Source organism: Curtobacterium sp. BNK-1, assembly GCF_048685235.1.
Lineage (GTDB): Bacteria > Pseudomonadota > Gammaproteobacteria > Enterobacterales > Enterobacteriaceae > Pantoea > Pantoea agglomerans.
In genome coordinates this window covers 1019826-1040456 of record NZ_JBLQTJ010000001.1, presented here as the reverse complement: position 1 = coordinate 1040456, position 20631 = coordinate 1019826, and the positions used below count along the sequence as shown (strand labels likewise).

The following is a 20631-nucleotide window of genomic DNA, read 5'->3' as shown; positions in this document are numbered from 1 at the left end:
CGCGGCGCGCCGTAGCAGGACGCTAACGACGCGCCGCATCACCTTCCCCTGACGTCAGGGGAAAGGCTGACGGTTATAAATAGTTGAACTGCCCATCCTCGGTACGAACGGAATCGAGTCCAATCATCACGTTGAATTTGCCGGGTTCTGCAACATGCTTCATCTGCTGGTTCCAGAACTTCAGCGCATCCACGTCGATTTTAAAGGTCACGGTTTGCGACTCGCCTGCTTTCAGCATGATGCGCTTAAAGCCACGCAGCTCCTGCACCGGACGGCTGATGGAAGCGACCGGATCGTTGAGGTACATCTGCACCACCGTCGCGCCATCGCGTTTACCGCTGTTGGTCACGGTCACGCTGGCTTCAATGCTGCCGTTACGCGGCATGGTCGGTGAGGACATTTTTACCGGCGACACGGTGAAAGTGGTGTAGCTCAGGCCGTAACCAAACGGATAGAGCGGGCCATTAGCCGCGTCGTAGTAGTGCGAGGTGTATTTGTTCGGCTTAGCAAAGTTGTAAGGACGACCGGTTGGCAGATGGTTGTAGTAGATCGGAATCTGACCCACTGAACGCGGGAAGGAAACCGGCAGCTTGCCCGACGGGTTGTAGTCGCCGAACAGCACATCGGCGATGGCGTTGCCGCCTTCGGTGCCGCTGAACCAGGTTTCCAGCATCGCATCGGCCATCCGATCTTCATTCACCACTGACAGCGGGCGTCCGTTCATCAGCACAATCACCAGCGGCTTACCGGTGGCTTTCAGTGCCGCTAACAGCTTCTGCTGGCTCGGCGGGATCACCAGGTCGCTGCGGCTGGAGGCTTCGTGCGCCATACCCTGCGCTTCGCCCACGGCGGCAACTACCACATCGGCCTGTTTCGCTTTGGCGACCGCGTCATCAATCAACTGCTGCGGTGAACGCGTATCCACGGAAACCGCCTGCTCATAGAGGTTCAGGAAGTCCTGAATCCCTTTGTTGTCGGTGACGTTGGCGCCCTTCTCATAGAGCAGCGTAGCCTTGCCTTCGGTGGCATTGCGCATGCCCTGCAGCAGCGAAACGGATTGCTTCGCCACGCCAGCGGCGGACCAGCTGCCCATAATGTCGCGCTGGCTGTCTGCCAGCGGACCAATCAGGGCAATGGTGCCCGATTTTTTCAGCGGCAGCGTTTCCAGGCGGTTTTTCAGCAACACGATGCTTTTACGCGCGACGTCGCGCGCTTCAGCCCGGTGCAGACGGCTTTCCGAATTGGTGTCCTGCGGATCGCTCTCTTTCGGACCTAAATGGCTGTAGGGATCGTTAAACAGGCCCATGTCATATTTGACGTTGAGCACATGGCGCGCCGCATCGTCAATCTCCGCCATGGTGACGTCGCCGCTCTTCACCAGAGCGGGCAGATACTTGCTGTAATATTCGTCGCTCATGCTCATATCGACACCCGACTTCAGGGCGATGCGCACCGCTTCCTGCGGATCGCTGGCGACGCCATGTTTGATCAGCTCTTTAATTGCGCCGTGGTCGCTGATGGTGATGCCTTTGAACTTCCACTTATCGCGCAGCAGATCTTTCAGCAGCCAGCTGTCCGCCGTGGCGGGTACGCCATTGATCGAGTTCAGCGCCACCATCACGCCGCCGCTGCCGGCATCCAGTGAGGCTTTATAGGGCGGCAGATAGTCCTGAAACATGCGCTGCGGGCTCATGTCCACGGTGTTGTAATCGCGTCCGCCTTCCACTGCGCCGTAGAGCGCGAAGTGCTTCACGCTGGTCATCACGCTGTAGCGATCGGCAGCACTTTTGCCCTGCATCGACTGCACCATGCTGCGACCCATTTCGCTGGTGAGATACGTATCCTCACCGAAACCTTCAGAGCCACGGCCCCAGCGCGGTTCACGGCTGACATCCACCATCGGCGCCCAGGTCATGTTCAGGCCATCGTCGGCCGCTTCATAGGCAGAGACACGCCCCACCTCTTTCACCGCATCCAGATCCCAGCTCGACGCCAGCGCCAAAGGAATCGGGAAAATGGTGCGCTGACCATGAATAACGTCGTAGGCGAAAAACAGCGGGATCTTCAGGCGGCTGAGCTGCATCGCCTGATCCTGCATCGCGCGAATATCCTGACGGGTTACGGTATTAAAAATCGCGCCAACCTGACTCTTCTGAATCATGTCGCGAATCACTTCTTTCGGATTATCAGGTCCGACGCTGATTAAACGCAGCTGGCCGATCTTCTCGTCCAGCGTCATTTTTTTAAGCAGTTGGTTGACGAAGGCATCCCGCGCCTGTTCGGTCATCGGGTGGTTACCTGGCACTGTCTCAGCCAATGCCGGTTGCATCGCGAGGGAGACAGCGAGACTAACAGAGTAAATCCATTTCATCAGGTTGGGTTCTCTTAAGTAACTGCGCAATATCGAATAAACAGGCGGCAGTGTGCCACAAGATGAGAATAGCAGGTAGCTGCCGCTGTCACACTGCGTTGAGGTGAGTTGACGTGCTACAGTTAGGACGCACTGATAAGACAAGGGAATTGCTCATGATACAAACCTCTGCCCTGCTTTCTGACCTGCGCCGCCTGGTCGGCCCTACCCATCTGCTGACTGAACCTGAACAGACCGCGCGCTATCGCAAGGGCTTTCGCTCCGGCGAAGGCGAGGCGCTGGCGGTGGCGTTTCCCGGTACGCTGCTGGAGCTCTGGCGGGTACTGCAAACGCTGGTAAATGCCGATGTCATTATCCTGATGCAGGCGGCGAATACCGGCCTGACCGAGGGCTCGACGCCGCATGGCGACGATTACGATCGTCCGCTGGTGATTGTCAGCACCCTGCGGCTGGATAAGCTTCAGCTGATCGACGAAGGCCAGCAGGTGCTGGCGTTCCCCGGCAGCACACTCTACCAGCTGGAAAAAGCGCTGAAGCCGCTGGGGCGTGAACCCCACTCGGTGATTGGCTCATCCTGTATTGGTGCCTCGGTGCTGGGCGGCATCTGTAATAACTCCGGCGGATCGCTGATCAAGCGCGGCCCGGCCTACAGTGAAATGGCGCTGTTTGCCCAGATTGATGCGCAGGGAAAACTGAAGCTGGTGAACCATCTCGGTATCGATCTTGGGACGTCGCCGGAAGAGATTCTGGGGCGGCTGGATGATGACCGCTGGCAGCCCAAAGATGTGCAGCACGATGGCCGTCACGCCTCCGATCATGAATATGCCGATCGGGTTCGTGAAGTGGATGCGGATACGCCCGCCCGCTATAACGCCGATGCGCGTCGCCTGTTTGAAGCCTCCGGTTGTGCCGGGAAGCTGGCGGTCTTCGCGGTGCGACTCGATACCTTCGCCAGCGAACCGCAGCAGCAGGTGTTTTACATCGGCACCAACGAGCCCGGTGTTCTCAGCGATATCCGCCGTCACATGCTGGCGCATTTCACCCATCTGCCGGTGGCGGGCGAATATATGCACCGCGACATTTATGACATTGCGGAAGTCTACGGCAAAGATACCTTCCTGATGATCGACAAGCTGGGCACCGACAAGATGCCGCTGTTTTTCACGCTGAAGGGGCGGGTTGATGCCTGGCTGAGCAAACTCTCCTTCGTTAAACCGCACTTCAGCGATCGCCTGTTGCAGCGCCTGAGTAAACTGTTTCCGGCGCATCTGCCGAAACGCATGAAGCAGTATCGCGACAAATATGAACACCATCTGATGCTGAAGATGTCTGGCGACGGCGTGGCGGAAGCGCGTAACTATCTGCGCGACTACTTCCGCGAAGGCGGTGGCGAATTCTTCGAGTGTGAAGGCAAAGAAGGTGCGCACGCCTTTCTGCATCGCTTCGCAGCGGCGGGTGCGGCGGTGCGCTACCACGCGGTGCATTCTGATGAGGTCGAGGACATTCTGGCGCTGGATATCGCCCTGCGTCGTAATGATGCGGACTGGTTCGAAACCCTGCCCGATGAGATCCGCGCCTCGCTGAGCCATCGTCTCTACTATGGTCACTTCTTCTGTCATGTGTTTCATCAGGATTACATCGTCAGAAAAGGCGTCGATGTGCATGCGCTCAAAGCGCAGATGCTGGAGATTCTTCAGGCACGGGGCGCGGAATATCCCGCTGAACATAACGTCGGACATCTCTATCAGGCCAAACCGCAGCTGGCGGCGTTCTATCGCCAGCTCGATCCCACTAACAGCTTCAACCCTGGGATTGGCAAAACCAGCAAGCAAAAGGGATGGGCGGTGAAGCAGGTTTAATCGCCTTATCGGTCAGCCTGCTTATCTGAGCAGGCTGATTGTCATACAACCGGGAGGCCCGTTCGCACCGCCAGCTTCCCGTTGCAGTAGCCCTGCCAATAGCTAACATCTTCATCAAAATATTAATATCCCCTCCCATATTGCACCTGCTTTATTTTATCTCATCGGGTTCTGCGCAATAGTTCACAAATCACCACGCTGCTAATTGATAATTCGCGTCGCGAAAAATAGAGTACCGCCACAATAATAATATTCTGCTTAATTATCCGGATTGTATTCAGGGAGGAATGATCATGCGAAAAATTAATTATGCGTTAGCGTTAGTTGAAATAGCCACCGTATTAATAGCGTTAACTGCAATAAGTTCATCACCGGCTTACGCCAGCGGATTTATTGAGGACTCATCGCTTAAAGGTAATGTTTTTTACTGGCAGCGTCAGCGAGATCGCAGAGACACCGATCCCGCCAGTGAATATCAGGGACAGTATCGGGCTAATTTACATCATGCCTCGCTCAACAGTAATCTTGACTATCAGTCAGGCTATGCCGGAGAGTGGATTGGTCTGGACCTCGCCATTTTCGGTGCTGCTGAGCTTTCCAACAGCGGCCCCGCCGCACCCAATGAAATTGGCTTCAGTAAGGCGCGTACCCGCTGGGATGAAAAGTGGAATGGCGACAGCGGCGGTGCTTCTGTTTATAAAGCCGCACTGAAATTAAAATATAACGATTACTGGTTGCGTGCCGGTTATATTCAGCCAACCGGCCAGACAATTATTGCGCCACACTGGAGTTTCTTACCCGGAACCTATCGCGGCGTCGAAGTCGGTGCGCTGTATGATTTCCAGCAGGCCGGGGCATTATCACTCTCCTGGATGTGGAGCGATAAATATAAAGCGCCCTGGTATCGTGACTTATATGATTTTCGTCAGGCTGATGGCAAAACCCCTGTCAGCTACCTGCATTCGTTCGGTATGAAATATGACTTCAAAAATAACCTGGTGCTTGAGGGCGCATTTGGCCAGGCGGCGGATTATATGGATCAATATTTTGCCAAAGCCTCGTGGTCAGCCACGCCCGGTGGCAATGCACTTTACACCAGCTATCAGTTTTATGGGGCGCACGACAAAGTAGCGGGCGGTGCCGCTAATCCCCGTGATGTCTATGACGGCCTGGCCTGGTTACAGGCGATCACGGTCGGTTACACCGTCGGCCCGGTTGATCTGCGCCTGGAAGGCAGCTGGGTCAAAGCAGAGGGGAATCAGGGCTTCTTCCTGCAGCGCATGACGCCAGGCTACGCCAGCTCCAATGGACGACTGGATATCTGGTGGGATGCCCGTTCCGACTGGAACGCCAATGGCGAAAAAGCGATCTTTGCCGGGGCGATGCTCGACTTAACGCCGTGGCGACTGGCGGGATGGAAAGTGGGCGCATCGTACGTCTGGGGCTGGGATGCCAGACCCGCCACGCTGCCCACCGTTGACCAGAGCCAGCGGCTGAAAGAGTCCGCCTGGAACCTTGATCTGAGCTATCAAATCCAGCAGGGCCGCGCCAAAGATACCCTGTTTAAACTGCATTACACCCGCTACGACAATCACAGCAATCTGCCCAGTTACAGCGGCGGTTACGGCAACATTTTTCAGGACGAGAAGGACATCAAATTTATGGTTATCGTGCCGTTTACACTGTTCTGAGGCCCTGCAGACTCCCGGATATCTCTTCAGCAGCAAGGATGAATCAATATGTTTAAGTTAAGCCTTATCGCGCTCACTCTGCTGGGCGCTGCAGCCACAGGCCACGCCAGCTCGTCAGCGCAGCAGGTGGTGAATCAGATCAGCCAGTTTGGCGTCACTTATCAGGTGAACGATAATCAGGCCGCCCTGCATGGCACCGACTGCGCTGCTCTGGGTGCCGACTATGCCGCCTGCAATCGCGCCACCATTACCCTGACCAATAACGGCCCTGCCCTGACCGATAAACACTGGGCAATCTACATGAGCAACGTCCACCAGACGCTGCGGGTCGATAACGAACAGTTCAAAATGACCCATCTGGTCGGCGACCTGACCCGACTGGAGCCGACTGAGAGGTTCACCGGCATTGGCGCGGGCGAATCGGTGCAGATTCCGATCGTTAACGAATACTGGCAGCTGTTTGCCACGGATGTGATGCCGCGCTGGTATGTGACGTCCGGGCAGGCCACCCCCAAAATTATTGTCAGCACCGATCATGAAGATCCCAGTCAGTTTGTGTTGCCGTTGGGGGATAACTGGCGACGCAGTGCCGATGACCGGAATATCCTGATGCAACCCGCCAGCCGGTTTGATAAAAACAGCGATGTTGCCACCCTGCCCGCCTCCGTGCTGCGCGGTCAAATCACACCCACGCCGCTTGAGGTGAAACTGCGTCCCCAGGATGCCGACCTCAGCCGTGGCGTCAGTCTGTCACTGACCGGGCTGACCCGTGAAACCGGTGAGGCGGTGAAGCAGCGTCTGGCCCTGCTCGGCCTGAAAGAAGATCCTGCCGGATTTGCTATTAAGACGCAGATCAAACCGGATCATTTCAGCGGGAAAAAGGCTAAACCGGGCGCATACGATCTGGATATCACTCCCCGCCGCGCCATCGTGGTGGGCTACGATGCTGCCGGTGCGTTCTACGGTCTGATGTCGATTCTCTCGCTGATACCCACCGAAGGCGCGCCGCGTATTGCCACGCTGGAAGCCCATGACGCGCCACGCTTTGCCTATCGCGGCGCGTTTCTTGACGTTGCCCGCAACTTTCACACTAAGCAGGCAGTGATGCGGCTGCTTGATCAGATGGCGGCATGGAAGATGAACCGCTTCCACTTTCACCTCAGTGACGATGAGGGCTGGCGGATTGAGATTCCCGGCTTACCGGAACTGACTGAGGTGGGGGCTAAACGCTGCCATGACCTGAGCGAACAGCGCTGCCTGCTGCCGCAACTCGGTTCCGGTCCGTTCAGCGATAACAACGGCAGCGGCTATTTCAGTCGTGCCGACTACATCGAGATTGTGAAGTATGCGCAGGCCCGTCACATCCAGGTGATCCCGGAAATCGATATGCCCGCCCATGCCCGTGCCGCCGTCATCGCTATGGAAGCACGCTATCAGCGGCTGATGAAGGAGGGACAATCTGAACAGGCCAGTGCGTATCGCCTGATCGATCCCACCGACGACTCCAATACCACCTCGGTCCAGCTCTATGACCGCACCAGCTATCTCAATCCCTGCATTGCGGGTTCACAGCGGTTTGTCGATAAAGTGATCGGTGAAGTTCAGGCAATGCACCGGGAAGCGGGACAGCCGCTCGGTGTCTGGCATTTTGGCGGTGACGAAGCAAAGAATATCCGGCTGGGTGCTGGCTACTCGGATAAACGCGACCCTAAACCGGGCACCGGTCTGCGCGACTGGAGTAAAGAAGATCTGCCGTGGGCGAAATCGCAGGTTTGTCAGGCGCTGGTGAAGAGCGGCAAAGTGGACGATCTGGCGCACCTGCCGAGCTACTTTGCCCTGACCGTCAGTGACATTGTTAACCGGCACGGTATTGGCAAAATGCAGGCCTGGCAGGATGGTTTAAAACATGCCAAAGATTCAGCAGCCTTTGCCACACCGCGCGTCGCAGTCAACTTCTGGGACACCCTCTACTGGGGCGGTTTTGACACAGCCAGTGACTGGTCACAGAAAGGCTACGACGTGGTGATCTCCAGCCCCGACTATCTCTATCTGGATTTTCCGTATGAAGTTAACCCGCTGGAACGCGGCTATTACTGGGGCACGCGCTTCAACGACGAGCGCAAAATCTTTGGCTTCGCGCCGGACAACCTGCCGCAGAATGCTGAAACCTCAGTGGATCGCGATGGCAACTTTTTCAGCGCCAAATCAGAGAAGCCATGGAGCGGTGCTTACGGCATTTCGGCCCAGCTGTGGAGCGAAACGGTGCGCACTGACGCTCAAATGGAGCACATGATCTATCCTCGCCTGTTTGCAGTAGCGGAACGAAGCTGGCACCGCGCCAGCTGGGAGCAGGATTACAAGGCAGGTCAGGAGTATGTGGGGGGGAAAACCCATCTGGTCGATCAGCAGGCGCGTCTGAATGACTGGCAGAGATTTGCCAATCTGCTGGGACAGCGGGAACTGGCGAAGCTGGATAAGGCGGGTATCGATTATCGCCTGCCAGTGCCGGGAGCCAGAATCGTTGATGGCATCCTGTCGATGAACGTGGCCTTACCGGGCGTTACTCTGGAGTACAGCCTGGACAAGGGCACAAACTGGCAGCGCTACGATGCCACCAGACCGCCGCAGGTCAGCGGTGCGGTGGCAATTCGCTCGGTGAGCCGCGACGGGCAGCACACCAGCCGCGTTGAATCCCTGTAGAAAGCGAAGTGTGAACGGGCTGAGAAGCCAGCGTTTGAATATGAAAAAGGCCGACAGAAGTCTAATGGCAGTCAGTTAAGCGACAGGGGATAACGCAGTCTGGTGCCGGGCAGGGGCTGGCGGTCCTCGCGCCGCTGCGCGGTTCCTTCACTTCATTCGCCTGCCTGACGGACCGCCGGGGATGGCACATCCTGTGCCGCCCCGCCTTTCGCCCGCGTCCTGCGGGCTCTCCTGGCAGACTCATTCTGTTCAGCGCTGCGGATTACCTGCCCCTGCCCGGCCCCAGCCTGCTCTGAAACTTCAGTGTGTATTGTTAAAAAGGGCACGATAGTGAAGGCCTGAGCGCCGCTGTTGCTCGCTCGCCCAGAAAAAAAGCTGCCACGTTTGACCGTGGCAGCCTTTACAAATCTGATCTTAACTGATCAGCATTAGACAGCAGTCGGCCCTTTCACACCTAAACCAGCTTCTCTTCGGGTACCGGCTCCGCACCCGCCATCTGCTGACGGCGCTCGATAATCATGGTCTGCGGCGTGGAGAGCAGAATGCCCTCTTTACGGAGACGCGTCAGAATATCGAACAGCAGGTCGCTCTTCGCTCCTGCGATCTGGCGCTGACCCGCCACGTTACCGGTGACGCTCAGTATAATTCCCTGCTGAGTCAGATCTTTAAACGAAACGGATGGCTCTGGCGTCTCCAGAATGCGTTCATTTTCGTTGTAAACCTCCAGCAGGATATCGCGCACTTTCGCCGGATCGATGTCGAGCGGGAAAGTCAGCGTAATCGTGACCACCCCCTGCGCATTACCCATGGTGGCATTTCGCACGTTCTGCGAGATAAACTGCGAGTTCGGCACAATCACCGTGGATTTATCGCCCAGCTGGATCTCGGTGGCGCGCACGTTAATCCGGCGGATATCCCCTTCGATACCGCTGATGCTCACCAGATCGCCAACCTTCACTGGCCGCTCGGTCAACAGAATCAGCCCCGAGATAAAGTTCTTCACAATCTCCTGTAAGCCAAAACCGATACCTACCGACAAGGCACTGACGATCCAGGCCAGCTTATTCCACTGCAGGCCCATGATCGACAACGTCAGCAGGATGACCAGTACATAACCGATGTTGCTGAACAGCGTCACCAGCGACACCCGCATGCCCACGTCCATGGTGGTTTTCGGCAGAAAATCAGTGTCGAGCCAGCGGCGCACCGTTCGCAGCACATAGATGCCGACGATCAGGCAGATAATCGCATTCACCATGTGCGCCGGGACGATATTCAGGGATTCAAGTCCTTTACCGCCCCAGAACTCAATCACTTTTTGCAGCAGCTCAATCGGCGTTGAAGAGGCAAAGGTCCCGTTGACCAGCGCCAGCGCCACAACCAGCACCAGGAAGGTTTTGCCAATTGCCGTCAGCAACGTAGCCGTTTGCTGCAGATGACGCTCATTGATGTTAAGCGAACTCTGAATACGACGACCGGTTGCGTTACTGGTCGAGAACAGGCTCTCACAGCCATCGTTGAGCAGATGACTGAGGAAGTAGAACGAACCAAACAGCAGACCGCACCAGATCACTTCATAACTCAGGAAGCGCGCCAGCGTGACGTAACCGATGAGCAGCGACACCAGAATGGCGATGCCGGTCAGCGTCAGGCCCATCTGGATCAGTCCCACCAGCGTAGAACGGGCCTCTGGTGGTGTGCCCGCCTGGGTCATACGGCGACGAACCCGGTTGGTGCGCATGCTGATCGCCAGCGCGGTAGTACCAATCAGCAGTGCCGTCAGCCCGTTGGCAAAAATGGTGGTATTCAGGCTGGTGCCGACGCTGTAGTTAAACGCTTCGACCGTCTGGAAGATAAAGACCAGCACGGCGGTAATCGGTGGAAACGGTTTTAACGCCATCGCCACTTCATTGGAGATGGTCGGTAACCGCCAGCTGGGTCGACGGGTAGAGAGGAAAGCGCGTCCCAGTCCGGCAATCAGGCCACAAAAGACACTGAGCCGAACCAGTTGATCCACAAAGTCCTGAACGTTTTCAGAAACCTCATCACGGCGGGTAAAGGCCAGGGCGATGAAGTTAAAGGTGAGGACGACAGCCACAAGGGTGGTCAGGGCTATCGCTGCCGCCAGGAAACTGCGGCGCAGCTTCCCTTCCGGCAGTTTGTGAATGCTAATCCAGGCCAGAAACTCTTCGCTGTAACGACGGCCAGCCGTCATTACCAGCATGGCAGCCAGCAGCCAGAAAACACTGCCCACGCGCCAGCCCGGCTCCCATGAGAGTGCCGCAGTGTCCTGCAACTCCTGCAGGAATTCACCAATTTTCTCGCCATCCAGATCCTGACTATTGAGCAGTGGTGACCAGAAGCGCGGCCCCAGAATGGTGCCGGAGTTCAGCGCCAGCTGGCTTTTCAGCTGATCGCGGCGCAGGTTAACAATCTGCGAGGAGAGCATCAGCGCGCCATTTTTAATGCCTTCGGCCTGTTTAATCTGATCGTCGAGTTTGCTTTTCTGACTCTCCAGCGCGTTACGCTTGCGCGTAACTTCCGACGTCTCTTTTACGCCGCTGTCGGCTTTAGGTGCCGGCCCCAGAACCTGCAACTGGGCTTCCAGTTGCTGGCGATCGGGGAGCAGCGCCTGGCCCAGCGTGTCGGCACTGCCTGAGAGCTCAAGCGCCATTTCATTCAGCTGAGTCAGCTTGTTTTCGCCAGCATCAACGGAGACCTGACTTTTGATTTTATCGAGGATCTTCTGCATTTTCGGCAGTTCAACCGCAGCATTCAGCTTCGGCGGAGCATCCTGTTCCTGAGCAGCAGTGGCCTTATCATCCGCGGCCAGCGTCAGCGCCGGGGCAAACGCCACCAGCGCCAGCATTAACAATGCAAAAAAGGATCGTAGCTTAAACATATGAGTAAGATTCCGGCAGCTTAAATCAGGCGATCTTCCCTCGCCAGTCGCGCGTAGTGTAGGGCTTTGCAAGGGATGGCAATATAGGAATAACGGGCATTTTTCGGGCTAATTCGGTGCAGGCAGAAGCGTGAAAATCGCCGTACGCCTCTGCCTGCATCATCCCGGATACCCGCTCAGCCTGCAGATAATGCCAGTGTCCGCAGCGCGTAACACTGGCTGTTTTCTACTCAACGTCGGCGCTGCTGGCCCCATTACTGGCAACCTGGCCCGATTTCTGTTTTTTATAGGCCAGTGCGGCAGCCGGCACCGGCGCCGCTTTACCGGTCTCAATCCAGCTGCGCAGACGGTTAGCGTCGGCGAAGTGGGTATATTTGCCAAAGGCATCCAGCACCACCAGCGCCACCGGACGATTATTAATCATGGTGCGCATCACCAGGCAGTGGCCCGCCTCATCGGTGTAACCGGTTTTGGTCAGCTGAATGTGCCAGTCATCTTTATAGACCAGATGGTTGGTGTTGCGGAACGGCAGCGCATAGCTCGGATGGGCAAACACTGCCGTCTCCTCTTTAGTGGTGCTGAGCGCGCCAAGCAGCGGATATTCCCGCGTTGCTTTGAGTAATTTAACCAGATCCTGGGCGCTGGAGACGTTTTGCGTCGACAGGCCGGTTGGCTCCACGTAGCGGGTCTGTTTCATGCCCAGTGACCGCGCTTTCGCGTTCATCGCCCGGATAAAGGCGTTATAGCCGCCCGGATAAGCATGAGCCAGGCTGGCGGCGGCGCGGTTTTCTGAGGACATCAGCGCCAGCAGCAGCATATTCCGGCGGCTGATTTGGCTGTTGAGCTTAACGCGTGAGAATACACCTCGCATTTCCGGCGTCTGGCTGACATCGACAGTTATCATCTCGTTCATCGGCAGATGCGCATCCAGCACCACCATAGCAGTCATCAGCTTGGTGATGGAGGCAATGGGCCTGACCCGATCAGGGTGGCTTGAAAACAGCACTTTATTGGTCGTGAGATCGACAATCATCGCACTGCCAGAGGCGATCTGCGGCTGAGCAATCGGCGCCAGTTGCGACAGCGACGTCGTCGCCTGCGCCGGAAGTGAAACAATCTGCCCTGAAACGAGCAGCGCCAGCGAAAGCAGGGTGGAACGAATTTTTGCAGGCATCGTAGAAAAAACCCGGTTATGAATATGTACTGTGTCAGACCGACACAGGCCGCCCGCTTCAGTGAGGTCGGAGCGCGGGCTGGCGGCGATATCATACCCGTAAGGTTAAGAAATTTCCTGGTGAGAGTGTTTCCGGGCGTAAAAAGAGAACTGCCGCCAGAGCGGCGGCAGCGATCGGTCAGAACAGATGCGGTCCATATCCCCACAGCACCACGGTTAATGCCAGTAATACTTCAAATACCAGCACGCCGATGGCCAGCGTTGAACCGGAAAAACGCAGACTCTCTTCGCGGTCGATATTAAGAAACAGTGGAATACCGATATAGAGCAGATAGCCGGTGTAGAGTAGCGCCAGGGCGCCCGCCAGCACGCAGAGCCAGACCAGTGGATAGAGTGCCACCAGCCCGCTGAGAAACAGCGGCGTGGCCACATAGCCCGCAAACACCGTACAGCGCTGTACGCCGGGGCGCTGCGGATAATCACGTGCCATCCAGTGAATCACGCGTCCCATTACCGCGACGCCACCCAGAATAATCAGATAGAACAGAATGCCAAGCCCAATCCCGGTCAACAGGTTGAGTTGCACATATTGCCCCTCGCCCAGATTCCAGCCCAGCTGAGTTGTGCCGATAAAGGCGCAGATCACCGGAATCGCCGCCATCAGCAGAACATGGTGGGTGTAATGGTGCGATACGCTCTCATTCTCTTGCTTGATATGACGCATTTCCTGATTCGGATGCGCCAGCAGACCCCAGACATGATTCATAGATTCACTCCTCTGATGCAGTGGGCCGCCCGATGATGCATCCGTCTTTGGGGGCAGCGTCCTCTCAAGTATAAACGGCAGCGAAACTTTCGTGGTGATCGGACAAAAAAACAGCATAAATAAACGGACCCATGAGGCACGGGCGGAAGCGAAGCCAAATCGCGTATAGACTGGAAGAAACAGTCACTGAACAGGGAGGGTCATTTTGCATCTGGATATCAACGCATTAATTACGCAGTACGGTTATCTGGCACTTTTTATTGGCTGTATCGCCGAGGGGGAAACATTTACGTTGCTGGGCGGCGTCGCCGCGCATGAGGGGCTGCTGCATTACGTGGGAGTGGTGCTGGCCGCGATGGGTGGCGGTATTGTCGGCGATCAACTGCTCTACTGGGTCGGTCGCCACTGGGGCACGCAGATCCTGCGCCGCTTTAAAAAGCATCAGGATAAAGTGGTCAAGGCGAACCGCCTGATTAAACGCCGTCCCAGCCTGTTTGTGATTGGCGTGCGCTTTATGTATGGCTTTCGACTGATTGGCCCAATCATCATCGGGGCCAGCCGCCTCAATCCGATGAAATTTTTTATTCTTAACGTCATCGGGGCGGCCATCTGGGCGCTGATCTTTGTCACCCTGGGCTATTTCGCGGGCGGCATCATCGCGCCATGGCTGCATAAACTCGACCAGCATCTGAAGCATCTGCTGTGGCTGGTCGGCGCAGTGGTATTCGCCTTTGCGCTGCGCTGGGTGATCCGCCGCTGGCACAATCGTCGTGCCGATCAGGAATAAATGAACCACGGATTCGCCAGCAGACGCCACCCGCTATGAGAGTGAGCTGACCGGTGGTAAGGGTCGCCGACGCTGAGCAGCGCCAGGCGACCCTGCTGGCGATTTCCCATGTCTCACCCGCCCTCACCCCTTCCCTGCCTCATTCAACCGTACGTTAACCATCTGTGCCCAAACGAAGCCGCATCAGATGGCTCAGCTATAGTTAGGATGGACACTGACAGGGAGATGAGGATGAGTAAGGTAAAACGTAAGATTGAAGACCATGGCGTGATCGGAGATTTGCGCACCTGCGCACTGGTCGCGAATGATGGCACCATTGATTATCTCTGCTGGCCGGAACTCGACAGCCCGTCGGTCTTTGCCGCCCTGCTCGACAGCGATGATGCCGGGCTTTTCTCCCTGGCCCCTGACTGGCCCAATGCGCGACGTCAGCAGCTCTACCTGCCCGATACCAACATCCTGCAGACCCGCTGGCTGGATGATGAAGGCGTGGCGGAGATCACCGACTACATGCCGATTTGTGATGACAAGGACAAGCTGCCGCGTCTGATCCGGCGGGTCAAAATGGTTCGCGGCAGCGCGACCTTTAGCCTGCGCTGTTCACCGCGTCACGACTATGGCCGGGCGCAGACCCGCGCAGAGGCGCACAACGGCTGTATCGATTTTCATGCCGAGGGCCAGCCGTCGCTGCGCCTCGCCGCCAGCGTGGCGATGACGCTGGAAGATGAAAGTGCTACCGCCCTCTTCACGTTACAACCCGGTGAACATGCGCAGTTTGAATTTGGCAGCGTGGATGATGCGCATATCGAAGCGCTGACCACCGAACACTGCTTTGAAGAGACGCTGAACTACTGGCGACGCTGGAGCGCCCACAGTAACTATCAGGGACGCTGGCGCGAAATGGTGCAGCGTTCGGCGCTGGTCCTCAAACTGCTGACCTCACATCAGCACGGCTCTATTGCGGCAGCAGCGACCTTTGGCCTGCCCGAAGAGCTGGGCGGTGAACGCAACTGGGACTATCGCGCCTCCTGGATCCGTGACGCCTCGTTCAGCATGTATGCCCTGATGCGGCTGGGCTATATCGATGAAGCCAAACACTTTACCCACTGGGTTGGTCGCTGCGTTGAAAACAGCCATCACGATGAGATGCGCCTGCAGGTCATGTACCGGCTGGACAGCGGCACCGAACTGCACGAGATGGAGCTGCTGAATCTCTCCGGCTATGCCGACTCCCGTCCGGTGCGCATCGGCAATGACGCCTGGCAGCAGACACAGCTCGACATCTATGGCGAGCTGATGGATGCGGTCTATCTGGCCAATAAATATGGTGAGGCGATCTCCCAGCGCGGCTGGGAACATGTCGTCAAAATGATCGACTGGCTGTGTGATAACTGGGATCAGCCCGATGCCGGTATCTGGGAGATGCGCGGTGAACCGGAACATTTCCTGCACTCGCGTCTGATGTGCTGGGTGGCGATGGATCGCGCGCTGCGTCTGGGCATGAAGCGATCGCTGCCGATGCCTTATGAACGCTGGGATCGGGCGCGCCGGGAGATCCGCGAAGATATCTGGGCTAACTTCTGGAACAGTGAGCGGGGTCACTTCTCTTCGACCCGTCATGGCGAACATCTCGACGCCTCAATGCTGCTGATGCCGCTGGTGCGTTTTGTGGGAGCCACCGACCCGGACTGGATTGCCACGCTGGATGCGATCAAAACCAATCTGGTCAGCGACGGTATGGTGCGCCGTTACAATACGCATGAGACGCCCGCCGATGGCCTGAAAGGCTCAGAAGGGTCGTTCGGAGCCTGCTCCTTCTGGTATGTCGAGTGTCTGGCGCGCGCGGGCCGGATTCAGGAAGCGCATTTTGAATTTGAAAAGTTGCTGAGCTACGCCAATCCACTGGGCCTCTACGCGGAGGAGTTTGACAGCCACGGCCATGCGCTGGGCAACACGCCGCAGGCGCTGACCCATCTGGCGTTAATCAGTGCCGCCTTTTTCCTGAACCGCAAACTCAGCGGCGAACAAACACAGTGGCAACCTTAGTCAGCGATAAGCCCGGAAAGCCCCATTTTTAGCGCCCTGCTTTCCGGAAATGCGCTAACATCCGCGGTGAATTTACGTAAAGTATTGCAGGCAGGTTAAAATCCCGATTCACAACGTCAGATTAATGAACATATAATGCGCAGCAGGTCACATTGGCCAGCATGAATTCGACACACTGAACAGCCTGAAATATGGCGATAAAGAATTGTAAAATATGAAAATCATTCGCGCTTTCGCTTCAATCGCACTGGCTCTGGCGGCCTTCAGCCAGTCAGCCTTTGCTGTGGTTTACCCGTTACCGCCGGCCAACAGTCGTCTGATCGGCGAAAATATCGAAATTACTGTCCCTGAAGACAGCAAACTGCCGCTGGAAGCTTTTGCGGCGCAGTACCAGATGGGCCTCAGCAATATGCTGGAAGCCAATCCGGGCGTTGACGTTTATCTGCCTAAGGCTGGCAGCAAAATGATCATCCCACAGCAGTTGATCCTGCCGGACGCACCGCGTGAAGGCATTGTGATTAACAGCGCTGAGATGCGTCTTTACTACTATCCGAAAGGCAGCAAAACCGTGGTGGTGTTGCCTATTGGTATTGGTGAACTGGGTAAAGATACCCCGATTAACTGGACCACAGCGGTAGAACGTAAAAAAGATGGCCCGACCTGGACGCCAACCAAAGGCATGCATGCGGATTACGCGGCGCGCGGTGAAACCCTGCCAGCGGTCTTCCCGCCAGGCCCGGATAACCCGATGGGCCTGTATGCGCTCTATATCGGTCGTCTCTATGCGATTCACGGCACCAACGCCAACTTCGGTATCGGCCTGCGCGTGAGCCATGGTTGTGTGCGTCTGCGCGCTGACGATATCAAATGGCTGTATCAGAACGTGCCGGTCGGTACGCGCGTACAGTTTGTTGATCAGCCGGTAAAAGCGACCGTGGAGCCAGACGGTTCACGGTATGTAGAAGTGCATAACCCGCTGTCGACCACCGAAGAGCAGTTCAACTCGCGTGAGCTGGTGCCGATTACGCTGAATCAGGCGGTGAGCAAAGTTCTGGTTGATGCCAGCGTCAATCAGGATCAGGTTAATGGCGCGATTCAGGGCCGTACCGGTATGCCAGTAAAAGTGAACGGCGTGGAGAACAACATCCAGACTGCGCCAGTTCCGATGCCGGAAAATCCGCAGGCTGTGCCACAGGAAGAGCCAATGACGCCAGTCACCTCTCAGGGCGCAAACAGTGATGCCGCGCAGCCACAGCAGCCGGCCACTGAGCCAGCCGCACCGGCCGCTCCGGTAACACCAGCAGCACCTGCAGCCGCGGCCAATACCAGCTCGTAATTGCCGCCCTGCTTGCAGAAGCCAGCGCCTGTCGCTGGCTTTTTTATTGCCTGCGTTTCCGCGTTTTTCCCCGCACTCCGCTCAGAATGCCCCGTCCGACGATCATTAATCTGTCATATAAAGCGCGTATCACACTGCGTTGACCCGGTGCAAATCAGCATCCGGCATCAGCCACCAGAGGTACACCATGAGCGAAAACAGTCTCTCCTCCTCATCAGCCCGAGGTCGCCCCGATTTCAACGGCAAAAATAGCCGTTTCAGTAAACCACTGTTCTTTATTCTGCTGGTTGCCGGACTGGCGTTCGCCGGTCTCAATCTGGTCAGCGATGTTGAAGAGACCAATATGCCGGTCACCAGCTATCTGCCGTTCTTTCTGCTGGGGCTGGCACTGCTGATTGCGCTCGGCTTTGAGTTCGTGAATGGCTTTCACGATACCGCCAATGCCGTGGCGACCGTGATCTACACCCATTCGCTGACGCCCGGCGTCGCGGTGGTCTGGTCCGGTTTCTGTAACTTTCTGGGTGTGCTGCTCTCCAGCGGCGTGGTGGCGTTTGGCATTATCTCACTGCTGCCGGTGGAGTTGATCCTGCAAGCCAGCAGCGGCAGCGGGTTTGCCATGGTCTATGCGCTGCTCTTCTCAGCGATTATCTGGAACCTGGGCACCTGGTATTTAGGGCTGCCGTCGTCGTCGTCCCATACGCTGATCGGCTCGATCATCGGCGTCGGCGTTGCCAATGCGATGCTGCACGGACGCAGCGGTCTGAGCGGGGTTGACTGGGATCAGGCACTTAAGGTCGGCTATGCACTGCTGCTGTCGCCGGTGGTCGGCTTTGTCTGCGCCGGGCTGCTGCTGTGGGTGATGAAACTGTTTATCCGCAATCGCCAGCTTTATCAGGCGCCGGAAAGCAATCAGCCGCCACCAGTCTGGATCCGCGGCCTGCTGATCCTGACCTGTACCGGCGTGTCGTTTGCGCACGGCTCCAACGATGGTCAGAAAGGGATGGGGCTGATTATGCTGATCCTGGTGGGCACCATGCCGATCGCCTACGCCCTGAACCGATCGCTGCCACCCGATCAGATCCCGCGCGTCGCGGCGCTGAACGAAGTGACCGCCCATCAGCTGCTGCAACTGCAGCCCGCGTCAGCCAATCCTCCACCGGCCCGTGAGGTACTGACCGGCTTTGTTGGCAGCAACAGCATGAATCCCGACGTGCTGCCCGCGCTGGCGATGACGCTGCGCGAAGTCGGCGATGAGATTCGTCGTTACGGTTCAATGGAAAACATTCCAGCCCAGGCGGTGACCAATACCCGCAACCAGATGTATCTGGCGTCAGAATCGATCAAGCATCTGCAGGGCGCCGAGGTCAGACTGCCGCAGGAGACGGAACGCAATCTCAAGGCAGTGAAAACGGAACTCGACAGCGCCACCCGCTTTATTCCGATGTGGGTGAAAGTGGTGGTGGCGATTGCGCTGGGACTGGGCACCATGGTCGGCTGGCGCCGGATTGTGGTCACCGTGGGAGAACGGATCGGTAAAACCCATCTGAGCTATGCCCAGGGCGCCAGCGCCGAACTGGTGGCGATGATGACCATCGGCGCGGCAGACGGTTTCGGTTTACCGGTTTCTACCACCCACGTGCTCTCATCCGGCGTGGCGGGCACCATGGCGGCGAACCGTTCCGGCTTGCAGCTCTCAACGCTGCGTAACCTGGCCGTCGCCTGGATTTTAACGCTGCCGGTTTCTATTCTGCTCTCTGCCCTGCTCTACTGGGCGTTCAGCCATTTTTAACGGTTTGCGGCTTATCGTCATTCAGGCGATAAGCCGCTGCTGCCAGTAAAGCCGCAGGGTAATCAGCAGCGCCCCCAGCACCATCAACGCCGCCGCCAGATAGACTGACTGCATCCCCCAGTGTCCGATAAGCAATCCCGCCACCGGGCCGGTTAAACCCAGGCCCAGATCGAGAAAAGCGGAATAGGTGCCCAGCGCAGAGCCCTGATCCTGGCGCTCAACCCGTTTAACCGCCTCAACGCCCAGTGCCGGAAAGACCAGCGAAAATCCGCTGCCGGTAAGGAATGCGCCCGCCCCTACCAGCCAGGCGCTGTCCGCCTGCCAGATAATCAGCAGTCCCAGACATTCCAGCAGGAATGAGAAGAGCGACACGCGCAGCCCGCCGAAACGGGTAATAAAGCGACCAAACCCCAGACGCACCAGCACAAAACCCAGGCTGAACAGCGTCAGCGCATAGGCCGCGCCCTGCCAGTCACGGCTGGCAAAATAGAGGGTGATAAAGGTGGCGATAACGCCAAAACCGATGGTGCCGAAGCCCAGCGCCAGGCCATAAAGCCAGACGCGCGAAAAGACGCGGTGAAACGGAATGCGCTCGCCCACGCTGACCGTCACCGCCGGTTTGCGGCTGGCCATCAGATAGCCCGCCACGCCCATCAGCGCAATCAGCCCGGCAAATCCACTCATACCAAATTCACTGTTCAGCAGCACACCCAGCGGTGCACCGACGGCCATTGCCAGATAGGTCGCAACACCGTTCCAGGAGATCACGCGCGCGGTCTGCATCGGCCCGACGATATTCATACCCCACAGGGTAGAGCCGGTGCTGCTGAAGCTTTCACCTACGCCGAGAAACAGCCGTCCGATGGCCAGCAGCGCCAGACTCAGCCACGGCCAGCCGCTCAGCAGTGCGGCCACGATAGTCAGCACCCCGCTCATACCGCAGCAGAGCAGTCCCAGCATCACCACCCGCTTTGGCCCAAGGCGATCGGCCAGACGGCCCGACTGCGGACGGCTGAGCAGCGTCGCAAAGTATTGAATGCTGATAATCAGTCCGGCGATAAAGGAGCTGAAGCCAAGATGATTTTTGACGAAGCCTGGCAGCACGGCCAGCGGCAGTCCGACAGAGAGATAGCAGAAGAAGGTGAAGATAATAACGGAGAGGATTCGTTTGTTGAGCTGGCTGTTGCTCAACACAGCGGAGTCAGACATA

Annotated in this window: 12 protein-coding genes; 7 read left to right on the top strand and 5 right to left on the bottom strand. The window is 57.1% G+C overall.

Annotation, left to right across the window (positions count from 1 at the left end; all coding sequences use genetic code 11):
* Nucleotides 1-73: 73 nt before the first annotated feature.
* The gene (bglX, locus tag ACMGGP_RS04970; RefSeq protein WP_480255578.1) at nucleotides 74-2371 is read right to left on the bottom strand and encodes a beta-glucosidase BglX; all 2298 of its coding nucleotides are present in this window, start codon (nucleotides 2369-2371) and stop codon (nucleotides 74-76) included.
* Nucleotides 2372-2526: 155 nt separating this feature from the next.
* On the opposite strand from bglX, the gene dld reads away from it, so the two are divergent.
* The 3 genes from dld to ACMGGP_RS04955 all read left to right on the top strand — a co-directional run bounded on the left by dld (nucleotide 2527) and on the right by ACMGGP_RS04955 (nucleotide 8621).
* A complete protein-coding gene (gene dld, locus ACMGGP_RS04965; RefSeq protein ID WP_010260312.1) occupies nucleotides 2527-4230 on the top strand; it encodes a D-lactate dehydrogenase in 1704 nt (567 codons plus the stop codon).
* 293 nt (nucleotides 4231-4523) lie between these two features.
* Nucleotides 4524-5921, top strand: coding sequence for a chitoporin ChiP (chiP, locus tag ACMGGP_RS04960; RefSeq protein ID WP_498798227.1), 1398 nt, complete (start codon nucleotides 4524-4526; stop codon nucleotides 5919-5921).
* Between the two features lie 48 nt (nucleotides 5922-5969).
* Complete coding sequence (locus ACMGGP_RS04955; protein WP_498798226.1) at nucleotides 5970-8621, top strand: beta-N-acetylhexosaminidase; 2652 nt, start codon at nucleotides 5970-5972, stop codon at nucleotides 8619-8621.
* A gap of 454 nt (nucleotides 8622-9075) precedes the next feature.
* Here the strand turns inward: ACMGGP_RS04955 and ACMGGP_RS04950 are convergent, their stop codons facing one another.
* The 3 genes from ACMGGP_RS04950 to ACMGGP_RS04940 all read right to left on the bottom strand — a co-directional run bounded on the left by ACMGGP_RS04950 (nucleotide 9076) and on the right by ACMGGP_RS04940 (nucleotide 13463).
* The gene (locus tag ACMGGP_RS04950) at nucleotides 9076-11523 is read right to left on the bottom strand and encodes a DUF3772 domain-containing protein (RefSeq protein WP_010260302.1); all 2448 of its coding nucleotides are present in this window, start codon (nucleotides 11521-11523) and stop codon (nucleotides 9076-9078) included.
* A gap of 226 nt (nucleotides 11524-11749) precedes the next feature.
* Entirely contained in the window at nucleotides 11750-12697 is a 948-nt protein-coding gene (pbpG, locus tag ACMGGP_RS04945; RefSeq protein WP_010669685.1) for a D-alanyl-D-alanine endopeptidase, read from the bottom strand.
* A 178-nt stretch (nucleotides 12698-12875) separates the two neighbouring features.
* The gene (locus ACMGGP_RS04940) at nucleotides 12876-13463 is read right to left on the bottom strand and encodes a Yip1 family protein (protein ID WP_010260296.1); all 588 of its coding nucleotides are present in this window, start codon (nucleotides 13461-13463) and stop codon (nucleotides 12876-12878) included.
* 205 nt (nucleotides 13464-13668) lie between these two features.
* On the opposite strand from ACMGGP_RS04940, the gene ACMGGP_RS04935 reads away from it, so the two are divergent.
* The 4 genes from ACMGGP_RS04935 (at nucleotide 13669) to ACMGGP_RS04920 (ending at nucleotide 19421) form a co-directional block, all read left to right on the top strand.
* A complete protein-coding gene (locus ACMGGP_RS04935; RefSeq protein WP_498798225.1) occupies nucleotides 13669-14250 on the top strand; it encodes a DedA family protein in 582 nt (193 codons plus the stop codon).
* Between the two features lie 231 nt (nucleotides 14251-14481).
* Nucleotides 14482-16296, top strand: coding sequence for a glycoside hydrolase family 15 protein (locus ACMGGP_RS04930; RefSeq protein WP_498798224.1), 1815 nt, complete (start codon nucleotides 14482-14484; stop codon nucleotides 16294-16296).
* A 214-nt stretch (nucleotides 16297-16510) separates the two neighbouring features.
* Nucleotides 16511-17632: a L,D-transpeptidase family protein gene (locus ACMGGP_RS04925; protein ID WP_010260287.1), complete on the top strand. Its 1122-nt coding sequence runs from the start codon at nucleotides 16511-16513 to the stop codon at nucleotides 17630-17632.
* Nucleotides 17633-17819: 187 nt separating this feature from the next.
* On the top strand, nucleotides 17820-19421 hold the full coding sequence (locus tag ACMGGP_RS04920) for an inorganic phosphate transporter (RefSeq protein WP_033785492.1): 1602 nt from the start codon (nucleotides 17820-17822) through the stop codon (nucleotides 19419-19421).
* A 21-nt stretch (nucleotides 19422-19442) separates the two neighbouring features.
* Here the strand turns inward: ACMGGP_RS04920 and ACMGGP_RS04915 are convergent, their stop codons facing one another.
* Nucleotides 19443-20630, bottom strand: coding sequence for an MFS transporter (locus ACMGGP_RS04915; protein ID WP_010260279.1), 1188 nt, complete (start codon nucleotides 20628-20630; stop codon nucleotides 19443-19445).
* Nucleotide 20631 lies beyond the last annotated feature (1 nt).

What these genes read in the sequence shown, in the direction of transcription:
- bglX (WP_480255578.1), bottom strand. Translation starts at nt 2,371, where the DNA reads ATGAAATGGATTTACTCTGTTAGTCTCGCTGTCTCCCTCGCGATGCAA.
- dld (WP_010260312.1), top strand. Translation starts at nt 2,527, where the DNA reads ATGATACAAACCTCTGCCCTGCTTTCTGACCTGCGCCGCCTGGTCGGC.
- chiP (WP_498798227.1), top strand. Translation starts at nt 4,524, where the DNA reads ATGCGAAAAATTAATTATGCGTTAGCGTTAGTTGAAATAGCCACCGTA.
- ACMGGP_RS04955 (WP_498798226.1), top strand. Translation starts at nt 5,970, where the DNA reads ATGTTTAAGTTAAGCCTTATCGCGCTCACTCTGCTGGGCGCTGCAGCC.
- ACMGGP_RS04950 (WP_010260302.1), bottom strand. Translation starts at nt 11,523, where the DNA reads ATGTTTAAGCTACGATCCTTTTTTGCATTGTTAATGCTGGCGCTGGTG.
- pbpG (WP_010669685.1), bottom strand. Translation starts at nt 12,697, where the DNA reads ATGCCTGCAAAAATTCGTTCCACCCTGCTTTCGCTGGCGCTGCTCGTT.
- ACMGGP_RS04940 (WP_010260296.1), bottom strand. Translation starts at nt 13,463, where the DNA reads ATGAATCATGTCTGGGGTCTGCTGGCGCATCCGAATCAGGAAATGCGT.
- ACMGGP_RS04930 (WP_498798224.1), top strand. Translation starts at nt 14,482, where the DNA reads ATGAGTAAGGTAAAACGTAAGATTGAAGACCATGGCGTGATCGGAGAT.
- ACMGGP_RS04925 (WP_010260287.1), top strand. Translation starts at nt 16,511, where the DNA reads ATGAAAATCATTCGCGCTTTCGCTTCAATCGCACTGGCTCTGGCGGCC.
- ACMGGP_RS04920 (WP_033785492.1), top strand. Translation starts at nt 17,820, where the DNA reads ATGAGCGAAAACAGTCTCTCCTCCTCATCAGCCCGAGGTCGCCCCGAT.
- ACMGGP_RS04915 (WP_010260279.1), bottom strand. Translation starts at nt 20,630, where the DNA reads ATGTCTGACTCCGCTGTGTTGAGCAACAGCCAGCTCAACAAACGAATC.